The sequence below is a fragment of the Paenibacillus sp. FSL R5-0407 genome, assembly GCF_038009185.1.
GTDB classification, from domain to species: Bacteria; Bacillota; Bacilli; order Paenibacillales; family Paenibacillaceae; genus Fontibacillus; species Fontibacillus vini.
This window is the reverse complement of the sequence record NZ_JBBPAX010000002.1, coordinates 1070342-1089431: the sequence shown is the minus strand read 5'-3', so window position 1 is coordinate 1089431 and position 19090 is coordinate 1070342. Positions and strand designations below refer to the sequence as shown.

Annotated in this window: 20 protein-coding genes and 1 riboswitch; of the genes, 11 read left to right on the top strand and 9 right to left on the bottom strand. The window is 50.7% G+C overall.

Annotated features, from left to right (window positions below; genetic code table 11):
• Nucleotides 1-54: 54 nt before the first annotated feature.
• The 4 genes from NYE70_RS24070 to NYE70_RS24055 form a co-directional block, all read right to left on the bottom strand.
• Nucleotides 55-870 carry an ABC transporter ATP-binding protein gene (locus tag NYE70_RS24070; protein ID WP_290408620.1) on the bottom strand — a complete coding sequence of 272 codons (816 nt, stop codon included), beginning with the start codon at nt 868-870 and terminating at the stop codon, nt 55-57.
• A gap of 17 nt (nt 871-887) precedes the next feature.
• Nucleotides 888-1658, bottom strand: coding sequence for an ABC transporter permease (locus NYE70_RS24065; RefSeq protein ID WP_213656807.1), 771 nt, complete (start codon nt 1656-1658; stop codon nt 888-890).
• Nucleotides 1655-1948, bottom strand: coding sequence for a thiamine-binding protein (locus NYE70_RS24060; protein ID WP_211022229.1), 294 nt, complete (start codon nt 1946-1948; stop codon nt 1655-1657). Before NYE70_RS24060 ends, NYE70_RS24065 begins: the two co-directional genes overlap by 4 nt.
• A gap of 70 nt (nt 1949-2018) precedes the next feature.
• Nucleotides 2019-3029: an ABC transporter substrate-binding protein gene (locus tag NYE70_RS24055; RefSeq protein ID WP_211022523.1), complete on the bottom strand. Its 1011-nt coding sequence runs from the start codon at nt 3027-3029 to the stop codon at nt 2019-2021.
• A 181-nt stretch (nt 3030-3210) separates the two neighbouring features.
• Nucleotides 3211-3321, bottom strand: a riboswitch (TPP riboswitch).
• A gap of 230 nt (nt 3322-3551) precedes the next feature.
• On the opposite strand from NYE70_RS24055, the gene NYE70_RS24050 reads away from it, so the two are divergent.
• Nucleotides 3552-3752, top strand: a complete 201-nt coding sequence (locus tag NYE70_RS24050) for a cold-shock protein (protein WP_009223993.1) — start codon at nt 3552-3554, stop codon at nt 3750-3752.
• 129 nt (nt 3753-3881) lie between these two features.
• Nucleotides 3882-4091 carry a cold-shock protein gene (locus NYE70_RS24045; RefSeq protein WP_211022228.1) on the top strand — a complete coding sequence of 70 codons (210 nt, stop codon included), beginning with the start codon at nt 3882-3884 and terminating at the stop codon, nt 4089-4091.
• A 106-nt stretch (nt 4092-4197) separates the two neighbouring features.
• Here the strand turns inward: NYE70_RS24045 and NYE70_RS24040 are convergent, their stop codons facing one another.
• Nucleotides 4198-4860, bottom strand: coding sequence for a response regulator (locus NYE70_RS24040; RefSeq protein WP_290408619.1), 663 nt, complete (start codon nt 4858-4860; stop codon nt 4198-4200).
• Between the two features lie 32 nt (nt 4861-4892).
• A complete protein-coding gene (locus NYE70_RS24035; protein WP_211022226.1) occupies nt 4893-6044 on the bottom strand; it encodes a sensor histidine kinase in 1152 nt (383 codons plus the stop codon).
• A 415-nt stretch (nt 6045-6459) separates the two neighbouring features.
• On the opposite strand from NYE70_RS24035, the gene NYE70_RS24030 reads away from it, so the two are divergent.
• From NYE70_RS24030 to NYE70_RS24015, 4 genes are all read left to right on the top strand, one after another.
• Entirely contained in the window at nt 6460-7395 is a 936-nt protein-coding gene (locus tag NYE70_RS24030) for an ABC transporter ATP-binding protein (protein ID WP_341048972.1), read from the top strand.
• A gap of 12 nt (nt 7396-7407) precedes the next feature.
• The gene (locus tag NYE70_RS24025; RefSeq protein WP_211022224.1) at nt 7408-8586 is read left to right on the top strand and encodes an ABC transporter permease; all 1179 of its coding nucleotides are present in this window, start codon (nt 7408-7410) and stop codon (nt 8584-8586) included.
• Complete coding sequence (locus NYE70_RS24020; protein ID WP_211022223.1) at nt 8579-9709, top strand: ABC transporter permease; 1131 nt, start codon at nt 8579-8581, stop codon at nt 9707-9709. The genes NYE70_RS24025 and NYE70_RS24020 overlap by 8 nt, the downstream gene beginning before the upstream one ends.
• A 192-nt stretch (nt 9710-9901) precedes the next feature.
• Nucleotides 9902-11380, top strand: a complete 1479-nt coding sequence (locus tag NYE70_RS24015; RefSeq protein WP_341048627.1) for a sensor domain-containing diguanylate cyclase — start codon at nt 9902-9904, stop codon at nt 11378-11380.
• Here the strand turns inward: NYE70_RS24015 and NYE70_RS24010 are convergent.
• Complete coding sequence (locus NYE70_RS24010) at nt 11358-11858, bottom strand: CcdC family protein (RefSeq protein ID WP_211022221.1); 501 nt, start codon at nt 11856-11858, stop codon at nt 11358-11360. The two genes, NYE70_RS24015 and NYE70_RS24010, sit on opposite strands and share 23 nt — an antisense overlap.
• Nucleotides 11859-12107: 249 nt before the next feature.
• Between NYE70_RS24010 and NYE70_RS24005 the strand changes: the two genes are divergently transcribed.
• On the top strand, nt 12108-13169 hold the full coding sequence (locus NYE70_RS24005; RefSeq protein ID WP_213656801.1) for a lactonase family protein: 1062 nt from the start codon (nt 12108-12110) through the stop codon (nt 13167-13169).
• 732 nt (nt 13170-13901) lie between these two features.
• Nucleotides 13902-14042 carry a hypothetical protein gene (locus NYE70_RS24000; protein ID WP_341048624.1) on the top strand — a complete coding sequence of 47 codons (141 nt, stop codon included), beginning with the start codon at nt 13902-13904 and terminating at the stop codon, nt 14040-14042.
• 262 nt (nt 14043-14304) lie between these two features.
• Here the strand turns inward: NYE70_RS24000 and NYE70_RS23995 are convergent, their stop codons facing one another.
• Together NYE70_RS23995 and NYE70_RS23990 are read right to left on the bottom strand one after the other, a co-directional pair.
• A complete protein-coding gene (locus tag NYE70_RS23995; protein ID WP_280520412.1) occupies nt 14305-15222 on the bottom strand; it encodes an IS3 family transposase in 918 nt (305 codons plus the stop codon).
• An 11-nt stretch (nt 15223-15233) separates the two neighbouring features.
• The gene (locus NYE70_RS23990; RefSeq protein ID WP_211020868.1) at nt 15234-15554 is read right to left on the bottom strand and encodes a transposase; all 321 of its coding nucleotides are present in this window, start codon (nt 15552-15554) and stop codon (nt 15234-15236) included.
• Between the two features lie 456 nt (nt 15555-16010).
• Between NYE70_RS23990 and NYE70_RS23985 the strand changes: the two genes are divergently transcribed.
• From NYE70_RS23985 to cysW, 3 genes are all read left to right on the top strand, one after another.
• The gene (locus NYE70_RS23985; RefSeq protein WP_211022219.1) at nt 16011-17066 is read left to right on the top strand and encodes a sulfate ABC transporter substrate-binding protein; all 1056 of its coding nucleotides are present in this window, start codon (nt 16011-16013) and stop codon (nt 17064-17066) included.
• 80 nt (nt 17067-17146) lie between these two features.
• Nucleotides 17147-17977, top strand: coding sequence for a sulfate ABC transporter permease subunit CysT (gene cysT, locus NYE70_RS23980; protein ID WP_211022218.1), 831 nt, complete (start codon nt 17147-17149; stop codon nt 17975-17977).
• 62 nt (nt 17978-18039) lie between these two features.
• Nucleotides 18040-18906 carry a sulfate ABC transporter permease subunit CysW gene (gene cysW / locus NYE70_RS23975; RefSeq protein ID WP_211022217.1) on the top strand — a complete coding sequence of 289 codons (867 nt, stop codon included), beginning with the start codon at nt 18040-18042 and terminating at the stop codon, nt 18904-18906.
• The last annotated feature ends 184 nt before the right edge of the window (nt 18907-19090 follow it).

Here is a 19090-nt window from a genome sequence, read left to right as displayed (position 1 = left end):
AAATGAGAACGCTTAAGTAACAAGCCAATCCGAAGAGGCGGGGAAGACCGTCTCTCAGATTGGCTTTTTGCTTTGTTCTTCTTTCATTCGCGCACTAATTTCACGCTTAAGCTCCAGGAATCCGGGTTCCTCTACAACGCTCTCCCTCCGGGGCCGGGCAAAAGGCACGTCCACCCGGTGGAGCACGGAAGCCGGACGGCCGGAGAATAAATAGATTGTATCGGATAGCAGCAGTGCCTCTTCGACACTATGCGTAATTAGGAGGACGGACCGCCGGCTTGTTTCCCACAGATCGAGCAGCCAGCGCTGCATATCGCTGCGCGTCAGCTCGTCCAGGGAGCTGAACGGCTCGTCGAGGCATATCACTTCCTGCGGAGCGAGCAGTCCGCGCAGGAAGGAAGCCCGCTGCTGCATGCCGCCCGACAGCATGTGCGGGTAGGACTTCTCGAAGCCGCCGAGACCAGCCCGTACCAGCCACTCCCGGGCTTCCGCACGGGCCGCTTCGTTGGCGTCACCCGAAATTTCCCGGGCGAGCAGTACATTGTCCAGCGTATTCCGCCAAGGGAACAGGGCCGGTTTTTGCGGTACATAGCTGATAAGCCCGCGCTGACCCGTTACTTCCCGCCCGCCCATGCGCACGACCCCTTGGTCCGGCTCCAGCAGGCCCCCGATCACATGGAATAGAGTGCTCTTTCCGCAGCCGGAGGGACCGATGATAGAAACGAATTTTCCAGCGGGTACGGTCAGAGAAATGTCGTTCAGCACCGGCAACTGCTGGCGCCGTTTACGAAAAGCAAGGCTGATTCCCTGAATCTCTAGCGCAGCGATATCGGTACCCGAGACGGAGGCGGATTTTTCGGTATTCATCATTGGCGAAAGCCCCCTTTTTATTTGTCGTCCTTGAGAGGTTTATAACGGACCAGCCATTTTTCCAACAGGGCGATCAGCGCAAACATGGCAAGGCTGATGGTTACTATGATGGTGATGGCCACGAATATTTTGTCCGTGCGAAAAGAGGACTTCTGCAGCATCATGTAATATCCGATGCCTTTGTCCGCTCCGATCCATTCGGCGATTACCGCCCCCATGACACTGTATGTGGCTGCAATTTTGACGCCGGATAGGATGGAAGGGAGAGCATGGGGCACCTCAAGTTTACGGAATATCTGGCCTTTGGACGCGCCCGCCATTCTCATATAATCCAGCATGACGCGGTCGGTACGGGTCAGCCCGTCCATGGCCGCGACGGCCACTGGAAAAAAGCAGACCAGGGTGATCACGATAATCTTCGGAAGAATGCCGAATCCGAACCAGATCATGAGCAGAGGAGCGAGCGCGATCGTAGGTATATTCTGACTAAGGATGATCAACGGATAAAGCGACGATTTCAGGGACGGAATATAATGAAGCGAAAAAGCTACCAGAAGCCCGGTTCCGGTACCGATGGCGAAGCCTACCAGCATAAGCCGCAGCGTAGCCATCGTATGCTTCCAGAGGCCGGCCGCGCCGCCCGTGGCCTCCCTGACGATATCGGAGGGGCTGGGGAGGATCCATTTTTCAATTTGAAAAATGGAGGTTGCCGCCTGCCAAACGGCCAAAAGCAAGATGACCGCCACTAAGGGCGGCCATATGCTGTTCCAGAGTCGGCGGAGCTTCATGGACGATATTTCTCGGTCAGCTTGTCCATGCTGACGCCTTGCGGATTGTAAGAGATTTTAATTTGCGAGATGATCCCCTTGCTGCCGAATTCCGTTACCGCTTCATTCATTTGCTTGACGATGGCCAGAAGTTCTTCCAGATCGCCTTCCATTGTCGTTTCCAGCGGATTGACCTGATACTTGACGCCGGATGCTTGAATAACCTCGATAGCGCGGTCGACATAAGGGATTACGTCTTCACCGTTCGGTGTTTTAGGAATGATTTGAATGCTGAGAAGTGCGTTTGGCATAATTGTTCATCCTCCAGACTTTTATTTAAAATAGGGCATTTATAGTGCGAGTTCAAAGTAACCTCTTATATTACTCAGGCAGAAATTCGTTGGTAAAAGCCTTGTCGGTATCCAGTTCTTTCTCGATCAAGCCCCGCTCATGCATCCAATCGGAGTAGTTCTGCCATACTTCGCGTTTCTGTTCTCCCCAACGGGCCGCGTCATCCTGGTATTTCGGGCTGAGCCATTTTTGGCTTGCCAGGACCAGTTCCTTGTCCAAATCCGGAACCGCCTTAAGCAGAATGTCTGCGGCTTCCTCCGGATGCTCGATCGCGTACTCATAGCCCTTGGAAGTAGCCCGCATAAAGGCCTTCACCAGCTCAGGGTCGTTTGCGGCCGTTTTTTCATTCGTTACGATAACCGGGGTATAATAATCCAGTTTATCCGTATAATCCTTAACATATTGCATGTCCAGCGGCTCGCCGCGCAATTCGGCTTCAATTCCCGTCCACGCATAAAAGATCCAGGCAAAATCGATATCCCGTTTTACCGCCGTAAAATAATCGGCTTCGCCCATATTGACGAATTTTACTTTGCCGACATCGGCCCCGGTCTGGTCCATAATCGATTTCAAGATCGCTTCCTCGACAGGGGAGCCCCAGCCGCCATAGGTTTTGCCTTCATAATCTTTAGGAGTTTTGATGCCCCGGTCTACCGGAGCCGCAAAGCCCGAGGTATTATGCTGAATGACTGCGGCGATCGAAACGAGCGGAACGCCTTGAGTGCGGCCCTGGGTCACGCCCTCCTGGTAGCTGATGCCGAAGGGAACTTCGCCGGAAGCTACCATGGCGTCTGCGCCGCCGGATCCTGGCAAGAGAATATCGACGTTCAGTCCTTCTTCTTCATAAAAGCCCTGTTCTTTGGCTACATAAAGACCGGTGTGGTTCGTGTTGGGACTCCAGTCGAGGACGATCTTAACGTCCTGCATGGATTTGGATGGTTCCTTGCCGGATGAGGCTGCTTCGTTTCCGGCCGCTTTGTTTGCCTTGCCGTCGCTTTGGCCGCAGGCCGTCAAGGCCGCGATCAGAAGTCCGCACAGCATCAGCAGCGTCCATTTTGTTTGCTTCACAGAAATTCTCTCCTTTTCGGATGTGGAATTTCCGCAGTTTCTCGTTCAATGCATTCCTGAAAACACTCTGTTGGCGGCAGCGTCCTCTGGGATCCGGATACAAAAAAAGCGCCCCGGATCGGGACGCGTAGGTTCATGGCTACGAAAAAACAAGCTCCATGCTAAACATTCTTCCTACGCTGGCATTACCCAGATCAGGTTAAAGGGTCAGTGTCTTGAGGACACAATCTCAGCCGGCCAATTTCCAGCTCCCCTGAACTATAAACTGCGGATTACACTAGTCATTATAGTCCGGCATCAACTTTCTGTCCAGCAAACTTGGTTTTGATTTGCTTTTTACATTCCGGCAGAGTATAATGAAAACAATTGAAGTTTTAAGAAGTGATATTCAGATATTGAAAAGAGTGTCAATTTTTAAAATGAACTTTTTTCAATATGTGAATTTTTTTATGTAAAAAAGGATCATGTTAATCTTTAAACAGGAGGTAATCTTTCATGGAAACAGGAACAGTAAAATGGTTCAACGCTGAGAAAGGCTTCGGCTTTATCGAAGTTGAAGGCGGAAATGACGTATTCGTTCATTTCAGCGCTATCACAGGCGAAGGCTTCAAAACGCTTGATGAAGGCCAACGTGTACAATTTAACGTTGTTCAAGGCAACCGCGGACCGCAAGCCGAGAACGTCGTAAAACTGTAATGCAGGCATAACTGCTCTTAACGCGTGCGTTAAGGGCAGTTTTTGTTTTTTTTAAGCATACGGTTGATGGTTTCCGGGGTTAGTTACTCATAGAGGTGCTTGGGCAAAAGAACTTTATAGGAGGTAATCATGAACTACCGTAAAAAAACGATTGAAGAAATTCCTGAAGAGAACACGCCGGTATGGTCTTGCATGAGCGAGGATTGCAACGGATGGATGAGGGATAACTTTGCGTTTGACTATGTTCCGGTATGTCCGCTGTGTTCCTCTGAAATGGTGAAGGGAACGAAGATGCTTCCGCAACTTATCAACACCAACTCCATGAAAGTGGACCGTTAAACCGGTCCGGATTTGCCTATGAATCATAATAAAGCTGCCTCCGGGGAATACAGGGGGGCAGCTTTTTTGAATTTATAGAACTCTTATGTAATTTTAAGCGCTAATATCAAGACCCGCTCTTGGTTTTCCAGTACAGGATGGCCAGTTGCGTCCGGTCGCGGACGCCGAGCTTGCCGAGAATATCGGTGACGTAATTTTTGACCGTTCCCTCGCTTAAAAACAACTGTCCGGCGATCTCCTTGTTGGACATGCCGTCGGCAATCAGCCTAACCACATTTTGCTCCGCAGTCGTTAATCCCGCCTCGGTCAGCTTGTCATCGGATGGAGCTGGAGGAGCGGGGCGCAACAGTCCCGTCAATTTCCGCGCCACATCCGGGTGAATGAGCATGCTTCCGCTATGTACCGTTTTGATACCTTGAATGATCCGGTCGGGAGGGATGTTTTTGAGTAAATATCCGCTGGCCCCATTCCGCAACGCTTCAATAATAAATTCATCATCGTCAAAGGTCGTCAGTATCAGTACCGAAATGCCGTCAGACAACGCTTTGATCTTCTTCGTTCCTTCAACCCCGTCGCAGACGGGCATGCGGATATCCATCAGCACCACATCCGGATAAGGCCCGCGCCCGATGATCTCAGCAGCCTCAGCTCCGTTGGAGGCCGAACCGGCCACCTCGATTTCAGGATCCAGACCGATCAACAAGGTCAGGCTCTCCCGGATGAAAGGGTCGTCGTCCACAATAAAAACCGTCAGATTCGTTGTCGTCATAAGGCGTTTCACTCCGATCTCCCCATTGAGAATTATATTATCTCTTCATGCCGCACAACCGGCAGTCTTGTTGTTATCGTAAAGAACGGGCTCAGAGAGATATCCAACTGACCGCCCGCCAAAGCGCAACGCTCTTTCATACCTGTCAGCCCGAGGCCTTTCGTCTCAGATGGCATCGTCTCCGGCAGGGCGCCGTCATTGCTAACCGCCATGCAGACTTCACGATCTTTGTAGGAGATGACGATGTTCACGGACTCGGGATGTCCGTGCTTCAGCGCATTGGTGACAGCTTCCCGGGCGTTTTTGTACAGGATCAGTTCCTGGCTCGGATACAGGGCATAAGGATTTCCCTCCACCGTCAAATTGGTCCGCAGCCCGGTCTCCCGACCGACCTCTTCCAGCATGCGTCCCAGGGCGTGAATTCCCGAAACTTCCTCGGGAAGCTTCATGCGCCGAACCGCCGCTCTCATCTCGTCCAGCCCGGAAGTCAATTGATCGCGAATTTGCAGCAGCATAGTCATTCCCTTGTCCTGATCCTTCGGGATAATCTGAAGCGCCGCTTCCATCATCATTTTAGCCCGGATCAGACGGTGACCTACATCATCGTGGAGCTGGCGGGAGATACGGTTTCGTTCCTCCGCCTGCGCTGCTCCTTCCACTTGCTTGGTGAAAAGCAGCAGCCGGTTTCTCGTTTCATCCAGCTCGTAATGCTTTTTGCGGAGATCGTCGTACCGGGTATCGGCCGATTGTTTATTTGTGGCGAAGTTCCGGAGAAGAGCGAGAAGGAGCCCTGTGATCAAAAGGAAAAGATTGCTGGCCGCAATCCACGGGAGAGGCTGACCGTAAACGGCATAGTTAAGCGCGGCAACGTGAAAGCCGAATAAGACCCAGCGGGAATAGGGGTGCGGCAGCCGCATATATAGAAACACCGGAGTGACGGCAGCGAAATCGGTCAATTCGCCATAAGTCTTGCAGAACCAGGCCATATACATGATTTGTACGACCGAAAGGACCGCAAGCGGAGCTTCGAATACAAAAATCTGGCCCGCCACAAGGAGGCCCAACAGGCATAAGACCCGAATTAAATACAGCCCGTATCCGGGTTGCGAGAGCTCGTAAATCTGAAGGAAGCAGGTAATCAGGGCGATTCCGTAAGCCAGCGACAGCAGGGTTCGTTTAGGCATATTCCCCAACCTTTTTTCTTATAGAGGTTGTTCAAAAAGTCATCTTTCCATGACGAAGGGGATCATGAAGTGGATTCGACGTCGAATCTTGAATTCAGCCGGGCCCTCCGTTGCTCACGTACCCTATGAGCAAATGCTTACGAAGTCGTTTTCTACGAAAACGTTTAGCTCCGCTACTCAGTCCCTAGCTTCATCCAACCTTCTTGGTCCTGTAAACCTGACTTTTTGAACACAAAATTGTACTGCAAAGCTGGATTCATTATAGCACAACACCGTTTCGGTAAAAGTCCTTTCTTCAAGAAGAGGTGACTATGGTCACCCGCAAGTTATGACCATCTCTACCTTCGGAAGCGGAGGGATCTTGATAGAATGAATACAGGAATTGGGAAAAGAAGACGGAAGGCGGGGAAGAACGATGGCTCTTGTAGAGATGAAAGATGTGATTAAACGTTATGGGGATAAACTGTCCGTGGATCATTTGAATCTGTCCATTGAAGACGGGGAGATCTTCGGGCTGCTCGGTCCGAACGGGGCCGGCAAAAGCACCGCGATCAACATGATCGTCGGGCTGCTGCGGATGGATCAGGGAGAAATTCGGGTTGACGGCATTTCCGTTAAAGAGCAGGTGCTCGAGGTCAAGCGGAGAATCGGACTTGTGCCGCAGGATCTGGCGTTATACGAAGGAATGCCGGTGGCCGACAATGTTGCCTTTTTCGGGAAGCTGTACGGCTTGCGAGGCCGGCAGTTAAAGGAACGCGTCGCTGAATCGCTGGCCTTCGTCGGCTTGGCGGATCGGGGAAAGGAATTGCCAAAGACATTCTCCGGCGGCATGAAGCGAAGGCTGAATATCGCTTGCGCGATTATGCATCGTCCCAAGCTGATCATTATGGACGAACCGACTGTTGGCATTGACCCGCAGTCCCGTAATCACATCCTGGAGTCGGTCCGGGAATTGAACCGGTTGGGGTCCACCGTGATTTATACAAGTCATTATATGGAGGAAGTGTCCGCCATTTGCGACCGGGTGGCGATCGTCGATCAGGGGCATGTGATCGCGTGCGGAACCCAAGGAGAGCTGCGGGAACGCGTGGCCGACGAGGAGAAAATCAAAATCAAGGCTACTGGGATTAACGATCAGGTTATCGGTGAACTGCGGATGCATCCGCGGATCTCTCGGGTTATGCAGGAGGGCAACGATGTGGAGCTGTATACGCCTTCGTCCCAAAACGATCTGCAGGACATTCTCTACATCTGCGCCAAGCATGACGCCATCATCCATTCCGTCGTGTGCGAGCAGCCTACGCTGGAAACGCTCTTCTTGAATCTGACCGGGCGCACGCTGCGGGATTAGGGGGACGGTACGATGAAATTATGGACGATTTTGTGGTTTGAAATCCGCAAGCTAATCCGGGCGAGGGTAGTGTTGCTAAATCTGTTTTTACTCCCGCTCCTGCTAATCTTTATCTTGGGGAATGCCTTATCCGCCGTGTTTGACTCCGGAGAGGATATCAAGCTGGATAAATCCGTGGTCACCTTGGTGAAGCCGGCGGGGGAAGCGGCTGGAGATTTCGGATTGCAGGAATTCCTAGATAGCCCGGAGATCAAATCTTCGATTGAAGCCCGCAGCGGGGTTAGCCGGGAACAAGCGGAAGCTGACCTGCGCTCGGGAAAAATCGACTTTGCCGTAGTAATCCCTGAAGGCTTCGAAGCCAATGTCAACATGGGGCAGCCTGCCCACTGGGAATATATATTAGGGAAAGACCATCTGAAAAACCATGTTGCCACCATGACTTTCGACGCTTACCTGGACGAAGTGAACCGGATACAGGCATCGGCTATCGTATTAGGACCGGAAAAGGCGATCCCGGCTCAGGCGGATGCGGAGAACAACGCAGCCTTTTCATATGTCGAGAATGCTTCATTGAACGAAAAGGGCGATTCGTATTCGGCTTTTCAATATTACGCGGCTTCCATGCTGATCATGTTCCTGCTTTATTCCGGGTTGATGGTCAACGAGAGCCTGAACAGCGAAATCGAAGGAAAGACGTTATATCGGTTGGGTTCGATGCCGATTAGTCCACTGCAGATTTTTGTAGGGAAAATATTCGGAAACAGCATCGTTACGCTTCTGCAGGCCGCGGTCATTATTTTTGGGACCTCCTGGTTGTACGGGGTTAAATGGGGAGCCCATCCGGGGTATCTGCTTGCGATTTGCGTATTGGTCGTATTGTGCTCTATGATGCTTGCCGTTACCGTCTCTCTTTTAAGCAAGTCTCAGACCACGGCGAACGCGATCGTGCAGTTTATTATCATTCTGATGACTTTCCTAAGCGGAGGCTTCCAGCCGATTCCGGTAGATCTGATTCAGAAGCTGAGCGAAGGAACCGTAAATCACTGGGCGCTGCAGGGGATATTGCGCATTATGCTGGACGCGGCTCCGTCAGAAATTTTACACCATATTCTGATGCTGAGCATCGTCGGTGGCGTACTACTGCTGATTGGCATGATTTCGTACCGGAAGGCGGGATATCAATATGAATAGTTTGACGATTGCCTGGAATATGATCCGGCAGATCGCCGGCACGAAAAAGGGGGCACTCCTTCATATTCTGCTCCCTTGCGTGGTAATCACCCTGGCGGTTGCCTTGATGGGGCAGCAAGAGTCCAGTAAAGCACGGATTCTATACGTGAATGAGGATGGCGGGACAGCAAGCACGCATTTGCTGGATGAATTGAGGGCGAAGCCGGACTACATGCTGAAAGAGATAGAAACCGAAGAGGCTATGAAAAAGGAGATTACCGGGAGCAAAGGCGAAGCCGGTTTTGTGATCCCGTCCGGGTTTACGGATGGCATCTTGTCCGGCAACTCCAAGGTTGTACGTATGTATGAGCTGAAAATGAGCGAAGCGTCGATCACGCTCCGGTTGACGCTCCAGCAGTTGTCCCAGGGGATGGCTTCAACCGCAGGGCTGGCCGGGGACAAAGCGGTTTTCGGTACGATGCTGGAGCAGACGAGAAAGCATGCCGTAAGCTCGGTCAAGCACGATATGCAGATTTATCCCAAACCGGGATTGAATATCGTGACCGGTTTTACGCTTATGTTCTTGATGGGGCTCGTCAACAGCTCGGTAAGCAAAATACTGGAGGACCGCCGGCGCAGAACGATGGCCCGGGTATTCAGCGCCCCGGTTCGGGCCTGGGAGATTACGCTGGGCAATTTCCTCGGGAGCTTCGCCGTAGGAATTACGCAAATTTTGCTGGTTCTATTATTCAGCGGTTATGTCCTGCGTTATGATTACGATGTGCCGTTACTGCAGCATTTTATCGTGCTGGGTGCCTTTATGCTCGTGGCAATGGGCCTCGCAAGCGCGGTCGCGGGTCTGATCCGGAATCCGCAAAATGCAGGCATGCTTAACAGTCTCATCATTACGCCGACCTGTATGCTTGGGGGCTGTTTCTGGCCGGTTTCGTTTATGCCCGAATTTATGCAGAAGGCCGCGAACTTCGTTCCGCAAAAATGGACGATTGAAGCCGTAGAGAAGCTCTCGGCTGGCGGGGGGATGGGCAGTGTGACGCTGCCGCTGGCCATTCTGGGATTAATGGCATTAATTCTACTGGCGATCGGTTCGTCGATTCTCCGGCCTGCCGAAACTCAGGTAAGCTGATGTTTTTCCCGTATCCATATTGAACTTAAGGTTATTCGCAGGCTTACGAGTCGGCGGATAGCCTTTTTTATTTGCGAATAAAGATTGTATGAATTTAACTTGGAGAAAAGGATTGCAACAAGGGGTGAAATCTAATATCTTGGAACTAATATGGACAACGATGCTACTGCAACCAAGAGGAGGGCTATCCCCGTGCATAGTAATTTCAAGGTGGGATCCCAGATTCTCGACATCCCTTCCAATCGGGGGCAGAGAAGATTCGCTCTGCTGCTTGCCCTGCTAATTATCGTCATATCTCTGGCAGCGCTCCCATTCGGAATGAAAAACCTTCCCGCCTTCGGGCCCTTTCTGCCGATCTTTATATCCTGGTTTATTTTCGGCGATCTGCTTACGGCCTTTATCCTTTTTAACCAATACAGGGCTTCCGGGGTCCCGTCCCTTCTCGTTATGTCTTGCACTTATTTGTTTACGGGATTAATTACTGCATTGCACATTCTGACCTTTCCGGGAATTTTTTCGGCGGAAGGCATGCTCGGCGCAGACAGTCAGACGGCTGCCTGGCTGTGGATTTATTGGCACGGAGGCTTTCCGGCCGGGATTTTGTTATATTTATTTGTAGGGAAACGACATCCAAAACCCCTGACCTCGAAAAGCGAAATATCGATGTATGCGGGGATAGGACTTATTCTTACTATTGCCGTTGTTTATTTATTGTTCAAGTTGTCTACGGGTTGGAATCATTTGTTCCCGTCATTAATCGAACCTAGAGGGTACTGGAGGGTGCTTGAAACCGGCGTCGGTCCTGCTGTGGGTGTGGTTAATTTAATGGCTCTTGTCATGGTTATGGTTCGTTTTCGAGCTCGCGGCGTTCTGCATCTTTGGATTTCCGTGGCCTTACTGGCTCTTCTGTTTGACATTCTTCTGACGTTGTTTGCGGGAACGCGCTACAGCCTGGGATGGTATCTGGCCAGAATTAATTCGGTCATCGCCGCAACAGTGGTGCTGTGCTCGGTAGTCAACGAAGTGAACCGGCTATTTATCCGGTTGTCCGACCAGCATAAACAGCTGTTGGAATCCGGGAAGCAATTGGAGAGGGCGAATGAGGAGCTTGTCCGTTTATCCAGTCTCGACGGGCTGACGGAGATTTCAAACCGAAGGCGATTGGATGAGATCATATCTTGGGAACTCGTAGCTCCCGAAGAGAGACACACGCCGCTTTCACTATTGATTCTGGATGTGGATTGTTTCAAGGCGTATAACGACCATTACGGGCATTTGGGCGGTGATCATGTACTGAAGACGATCGCAAAGACCATTTCTCGTGAGGTAAAGCCGTTTTTCGGTTTTGCTGCCAGGTATGGAGGAGAGGAGTTTGCCATCCTTTTGTCCGGGCTGGATGCCCGCGGTACATACGAAGTGGCGGAAGGGATCAGGCTGACGATAGCCGGCCTTGGGATCGAACATGTCGGTTCTACTGCTTCCCGGGAAGTGACGGTTAGTGTCGGAGGATACTGTTTGCCGCCATTTCAAAGAATCGATGAGGACGAGTTCATTTCTTTGGCGGACCATTGCTTATATGAAGCGAAGAACGGGGGGCGTAATCGCTGCGTCGTTACGGGATGGGTCAAAGAGCCCGAAACAGCCGGGGTTAAGCCCCGGCTGGCGGATTAGTGAGGCCGGTGATGGCCCGATATTCTTTCAGCATGAACAGTCTCCAGCGTAAGATCATCCCAAAGGCCAGCAGGAAAAATACGGAGCCTGTCTGCAACACAGAGATATATTGCTCAACCACTTCATGCAGCGCGAGCCGGAGCACCAGAAGTCCGATGAGGATGAAGGCGAAGCCGGGAGAGCGCTTGGCAAACACCTCTTCGCCGACGATTTCGAAATGCGTAGTCTTGATCAGCGGGTAAGAGAATAGCAGCCATCCTACGACAAAGGCAATCAGTGCCCAGAGAAGCGGAATGTGCATCTCAGGCGCGATGAACATGGCGAATCCCGTTGCCATGCCGAGCGGCGGAATGATGATCTTTTTGACCGTCACGGGCCTACGGCTGGCTTTCAGCCGGACGATCAGCACGGATATCGCCATCAGAGCGGCTCCGATCGTAACGATCCATTTCATATAAGAAGTATCTATCAAATTCATAATCGGATGATCCTTTCACGCTGTATTCTTTTAATAGACGAGCGAGAACATTATACCATATCCTTGCGGCGCAAAAAATCTTAAGCCTGCTGTATCATGAGCTGTTTCAAAAATGCCGCTTAAAGGGGAAAGTAAATGAATAGCCCAGGCTTGTTGCCTATTTTGATGAAATTAAGCTATCCGATGATCACCGTCTGCTGAAAAAATGTGATACGGAAGACGGGGTACGGAAAGGGAGAGGGGTATAAAATGAGTGCATCGATCGGAAATGAGGAACTGTTGTTTTATGTAGGAACTTATGCGTCGGAGGAGGACGAGGGAATCCGGCTTTGCGGATTGGATCCGAAGACGGGAACGCTGCGTCTGATCCACGGCACGTCAGGAATCAAAAATCCTTCCTTCCTGGTGCTGAATCAGAATGCTTCCAGACTGTATGCCGCTAGCGAGCAGTCGGAAGGAGCGGTTGTCAGTTATGAAGTGGACCCAGAGAGTGGGAAATTGAAGCAATTGAATTCATTGCCGACCCAGGGAGCGGATCCTTGCCATCTCTCCTTGTCATCGGACGGCAGCCTCCTGGCAGCCAACTACTCCAGCGGACATGTGGGCCGCTTTGCGCTTGATGAGCAAGGTGCTTTGAGTGAAACGACCGCGCTTGTGCAGCATATTGGGCAAGGATTCCGCCAGGACCGGCAGGAAGCGGCTCATGCGCATAGCGTAGTGCCGGGGGAAGACGGGAAATTTGTGTATGTGTCGGATCTCGGACTCGATCAGATTGTGTACTATCGGGTGGAGGACGGCAAGCTGACGACGCAGGGAGAAGTGAAGCTTCCTCCGGGCGCCGGGCCGCGTCATTTTGTGATTCATCCCAACGGGCAGCATGCCTATGGAATCAATGAATTGAACAACACGATTACCGTCTATGCGTATAATCCGGTTCAGGGACATTTGGAGATTTTGCAGCATATTGCAACAATTCCGGAAGATTTCGTTGGTGAAAGCTATCCCGCCGACGTGCATCTTAGCGCCGATGGCCGGTACTTGTACGGCTCCAATCGGGGTCATGACAGCATCGTCCGGTTTGCCGTCGATCCGGCCGCCGGAACCCTCAGCCAACCGGAATGGACCGGAACTGGAGGCAAATGGCCGCGCAACTTCGCCGTATTGGAAGACTTCGCAATCGTTGCGAACCAGTTCACCGACAATGTGGTCCTGTTCCGTAGGGACCCGGCCACCGGAAGCCTGACGGAGACCGGTATGGAGCTGGCCATCAAGCAGCCGTCCTGCGTAGAGCCGGTTCGGAGTACGAAGTAAGCTGGGGAAGCCTGAGGGAACGGGAAGTAAGCGATAGTGGTGAGAAGTAAACTGGTGGATTGGAAGTAGATGAAGGTAAGTGTAAAGTAAGCTGGTGAATTGGAAGTAGGAAAAGATAAGTTTAAGTAAACTATTGGATGTGAATGACCGCGGGGCCTGGGGCTCCGCGGTTTTTTTCTGCTGATTTTCACTTATGCGTATGTGGCTTGTTCTAATTGTTTGAACTAACTAACTCGTTGAAGGGGTAATCGCTACTGGTTGGGATAATCGAATAATCGCTCGTTGGAAATTTTCCAACCAAACACAGTTATTTAAGCCGGACTTCGGTTTTGATTGGATAACATCCAATCAAAATCCAAGTAATTAGCCGACTTCGGCGAATCACGTTTGTTTCATTGGATTTTATCCAATGAAATACCAAAAACAGCCTCAGTATGAGTGTTTCGTTGGATTTTATCCAATGAGAGGCATAAGAGAGCAGGTGAGGAAGAGTGTGGAGGAGCACAAAGGAGCACGAAGGAGGGGAGCGTGGGGGTTACGGAAGAGTAAAAGCAGAGTATGTAGAAGTCCAAGAGTGCATGGTGGAGTACGAAGGGGATGGAGGGGCCGGAGAGTAAAAATGAAGAGTGTGGAGGAGGAAGGGTGTTGGGGAGCACGGAGGGCATAGGGGTTGGGGAAGAGTAAAAGCAGAGTATGTAGAAGTCCAAGAGAGCATGGTGGAGCGCGAAGGGGATGGGATCGGAGGGTAAGAAGGAAGAGTGTAGAGGAGGAAGGGCGTTGGGGAGCACGGAGGACATAGGGGTTGCGGAAGAGAAAAAAAAGAGTATGAAGGAGCATGGAAGGGAGTTGGAGTGCCCGGATATCGAGTGGTAAATTAGCGCGGTTCGATAAAAATCCGATGGGAAAGCGGGAAGGAGCGCATTAACGATCCCTTCATTGGTTTTATCCAATGAGTTTCCCGAAATTAGTTTAATTCCGATTAAGTCACTGGATATTTCCAATGGAATGTACCCGGTTTAACCTCAAAAGAGGAAGTTTGCCGTCTTCCCATTGGATATACGGCTAGGCCCCTTAAATCCGGAGTCTTACCCACCAAAAATGGCTCGTTCGCATAATAGCTCACTATTTCAAACAATTACATCGCTTTATGAAATTCAGACGTATCCTCCTGCGTTTTAACCCAAACAGAAAATACCGCAGGAGGCATTCTTTTTAAACTGCCATGCATTTTTCTGTTGTTGTAAAAGTCCATGTAACCATCTAAAGCCTCGTAAGCTTCCTCAAAAGTCATGAAGTCTCTTAGACTGAATAAATGTCGCTCAAGTACACTGTGGAAGGATTCAATGTAAGCATTCATGTTTGGTGTGCGTGGCGGTATTCTTTCATGAATGAGTTCCAGACTCTCGCACATATCCCCAAATAATTTACTTACAAATTGCGGCCCGTTATCTGTGCGAATTACAGGCATGGGTTCTCCTGGCTGTATGCGCTTCTGCAATGCATGACAAAGCGTCTGCACGGCATGTTTTGCCTCACACACAGGACCTCTATATTGACCAACCACGACACGATCAAATACATCAATAATGCTAAGTACAAAAAAGAACCGTTCGCGTCCGATTACATAACCATACTTAATATCCATTTGCCACAATTGATTCGATCCTGTGACCACCCGATTTTTCGGTAATCTCCGTGGATGGGCCGGCTTACGTTGGCGTGCTTTTTGTAGGATCCCTAGTTCCTTGCATAAGCGATGGGATTTCTTTTTATTCAGCCTTACGTTATATCGGTCACGGATGCAATGTCCAAGAAATTTGTAGCCATAAACATGCTCCTCACCCTCAATAAGCTCAAGAAGCCAACTGTTAATTTGGTCGTCACTTACTTGTTCTCCGTTAAAAGTATATGAGTATCCGGGCGCTGGACGTCCACTATGTCTTGCTCTGGAACGTCTTTCCGGGTCACTCATCCGCTTTTTACGATCGTAATAGGTGGATTCCGAGAGTCCCATGATCCGCAGAACGACTGCTGCTGCTTCTCCCCGCTTAATAAATTGCTCTGCTATTTCGAATTTTTCGGATAAGCGGGGTTCTGCTTTTTTAATAATTCACGAAGTATCTCTATTTCGAGTTCCTTCTCCCCGAGCACTTTAACCGCCTTTTCATAGCGTTGCTCAACATCTTGCAGTCGCCGTAGTTCTTGCAAATGCTCATCTGTTGCAGGGATTTCTTCTGTTGGAATTGAATCACGATACTCTTTAACCCACAAACGAATGGTTTCAGGATGCAAATCATACATGCGGGCCAACACCCCCACCTTAATTCCAGACAATGCTTCTTTAACGATTTGAATTTTGATTTCTTCTTTCCGCTTTTTCCCCATACTGGATCCTCTCCCTTACTTCTAGTATAAATTTTTTGGGTAGGAGGACTCCAGTTTTATTAGGGGGCCTAAGAGAATATCCAATGGAAGGCCCGTAGGTCGCATCTTTTCGCTTGTTTAACTGGATATTTCCAATGAAAACGATGGGAATTGACTTTGTGGAATGGAACGAAGCTCAAAGTGTAGTGTTAAAAGGACATTTTTTCAAAAAAAGGTTTGACAACCAACACCCGGGCATTTAGAATAACTACATAACATACTAAACAGGTAGGAATAATCTTAAATGGTTCTAGCCGTACGGACGGAGGAACGCTCTACTTGCCATGGCAGACACGGGTAGCAGCTCGGTCTGACCGATCGGGCAGGAGCGTTTCTCCGTTTTTTTAACGGTTTGGCGAAGGAGAGAAAATCCTGCTCGGCATGACAAAAAAACAAGAAGAGATAGGAGTGATACGGATGAGCAAAAGAATGAAAAAAGGGGTTCTAATCGGGTTGGCTCTGACCATGGTGGCGGTGCTCGCGGCCTGCGGATCGGAAACCGATGCAAAGAACGGTGCTAAAAATGACGGGGGCAAGAAAAGTGTAGAACTGCTGAACGTATCCTACGATCCGACACGGGAATTATACGAGAATTATAATAAGGCGTTTGCGGCTTACTGGGAACAGGAAAAAGGACAAAAGGTGACGATAAAGCAATCCCATGGAGGCTCAGGCAAGCAAGGGCGGGCGGTCATCGACGGACTGGAAGCCGATGTAGTCACGCTGGCGCTGGGATACGACATCGATGCCATTAAAGATAGCGGACTGATCGCAGAGGACTGGCAGAAGAAATATGAGCTGAACAGTTCGCCATACACTTCGACAATTGTGTTCCTGGTGCGGAAAGGAAATCCGAAAGGGATCCAGGATTGGGACGATCTGATCAAAGACGGCGTGGAAGTGATTACGCCGAATCCGCAAACGTCCGGCGGTGCCCGGTGGAATTACCTGGCGGCTTGGGGTTATGCCCTGCATCAAAACAACAACGATGAAGCCAAGGCGCAAGAGTTTGTTAAAGAGTTGTTCCAGCATGTTCCTGTATTGGATAGCGGGGCCCGCGGAGCGACAACGACTTTTGTAGAACGCGGACTTGGTGACGTACTGCTTGCTTGGGAAAACGAAGCCTGGTTGTCCGTAAAAGAGCTTGGCCCGGATAAATTCGATATCGTCTATCCGTCCGAAAGTATTTTGGCGGAGCCCCCGGTAGCCGTAGTCGATAAAAACGTCGACAAACACGGTACCCGTGAAGTGGCGGAGGCCTACTTGGAATATCTGTACTCCGAGGAAGGGCAGACGATCGCGGCGGAGAACTATTACCGTCCTACGTTGGATAGCGTGAAGACGAAATTCGCCGATCAATTCCCGGAAATTAAGCTGTTTACAATCGATGAAGTATTCGGAGGCTGGGATGAAGCTCAGCCGAAGCATTTTAATGACGGAGGAATATTCAGCCAGATTTACACGCCTAAATGACCGACCGTAACCAACGGAGGCGCGTTCCGCTACAGTTAGGTTTGTCCGTGGCGGGACGCGGGAAGAAAGGATGAAGGTTCATGCAAACTAGCGCTTCCAAGCGCGGGGTGCTGCCCGGCTTTGGGCTCACCATGGGCTATAGTGTGCTTTATCTCAGTCTTGTAGTGTTGATTCCGTTATCGGCGCTGCTGCTGAATTCGACTGGACTAACCTGGGCGAAGTTCTGGGATGTAGCCACCGATCCGCGGGTATTGGCTTCTTACAAAATCAGCTTTTTGACCGCGGCGGCGGCCGGACTCATCGATACCGTTCTGGGACTGCTGCTGGCCTGGGTTCTGGTCAGATATGATTTTCCCGGAAAAAGATTGTTCGATGCGATGATCGATCTTCCGTTCGCGCTTCCTACTGCGGTAGCCGGGGTGTCGCTGACGGCGATCTACTCCCAAAACGGCTGGATCGGCTCACTGTTTGAACCGCTCGGCATCCGCCTGGCATTCTCACCCATCGGCATTACGCTTGCCCTAATGTTTATCGGTATTCCTTTTGTAGTCAGAACGGTGCAGCCGGTGCTGCAGGATCTGGATGCGGAGGTAGAGGAAGCGGCGGCTACGCTGGGAGCGAGCCGATTCCGCACCTTCCGCAAGGTGGTCCTTCCGGAATTGCTGCCGCCTCTGTTGACCGGTTTTGCGCTTGCTTTTTCCCGCGGCATCGGAGAGTACGGATCGGTCGTCTTTATTTCCGGCAATATGCCGATGAAGACAGAGATCGCTCCGCTTCTCATTATGTCGAAACTGGAGCAGTTCGATTACGCCGGTGCGACGGCGGTCGCGTTGCTGCTGTTGCTGATATCGTTCGTTCTGATGCTGCTCATAAATTCGCTGCAGCGCAGGGTTCGTAAAACAGCGCGTTAGTGTAGGGATAATCTTGCGCGAATTCAGAACCGGAAAGAATACCGGAGAGAGGGGTAGAGCAAATGGCAGGTTCCGTTCCTTTAGCATCCGCTAAAACTCCAACGGCCAGAAATCGGACGACGCGTTCGTCCGGAGTCGCAAAATGGGTTTTGATCGGCGCGGCAGTGCTTGTGCTGCTTTGGCTAATCGTTTTGCCGCTGGCCGTTGTCATTATTGAATCTTTGAAGAAAGGGCTAGGCGTCTACGTGGACGCGATCCGCGATCCCGACGCTATGTCCGCCTTGAAGCTGACTTTGCTCGTGGCAGCCGTCACGGTGCCGCTGAATACCATATTCGGTGTAGCGGCGGCCTGGGCCATCACCAAATTTAAGTTCCGCGGCAAGCAGGTTTTGGTAACGCTGATTGATTTACCGTTTGCCGTATCGCCGGTCATCGGGGGACTTATCTATGTGCTTGTATACGGGGCTCACGGTTGGTTCGGCCCTTGGCTGCAGGAGCATGACCTGAAAGTGATTTTCGCTTTACCGGGAATAGTATTGGCTACTTTGTTCGTTACATTTCCTTTCGTCGCGAGGGAGTTGATCCCGTTGATGGAGGACCAGGGACAGCAGGAGGAAGAAGCGGCGGTAACGCTGGGAGCCCGCGGATTCCGGATTTTCTGGAAAGTAACGCTGCCCAATATCAAATGGGGTCTGTTGTACGGAATTATTTTGTGTAATGCGAGAGCGATGGGAGAGTTCGGTGCGGTATCCGTCGTATCCGGGCATATCCGGGGGGAAACGAATACGCTGCCGCTGCACGTTGAAATTTTGTATAACGAGTATCAATTTTCCGCCTCGTTTGCCGTGGCATCCTTGCTTCTATTGCTTGCGCTGGTTACATTGCTGCTCAAGAGCTGGTTTACGAGAAAGAGCCAACATCAACAATAGGATGGCCTATAACGCAATTTCAAAAAGTTAGGTTTTCAGGACCAAAGCGTATGCTTTCGAAGTGCGTTTTTTACAAAACGCTTTAGGTCGGATGAAGCTAGGGCATGAGTAGCGGAGAGTACATTAGGTACGTGAGCAACGGAAGGCCCGGCTGAATTCAAGATTCGACGTCGAATCCGCTTCG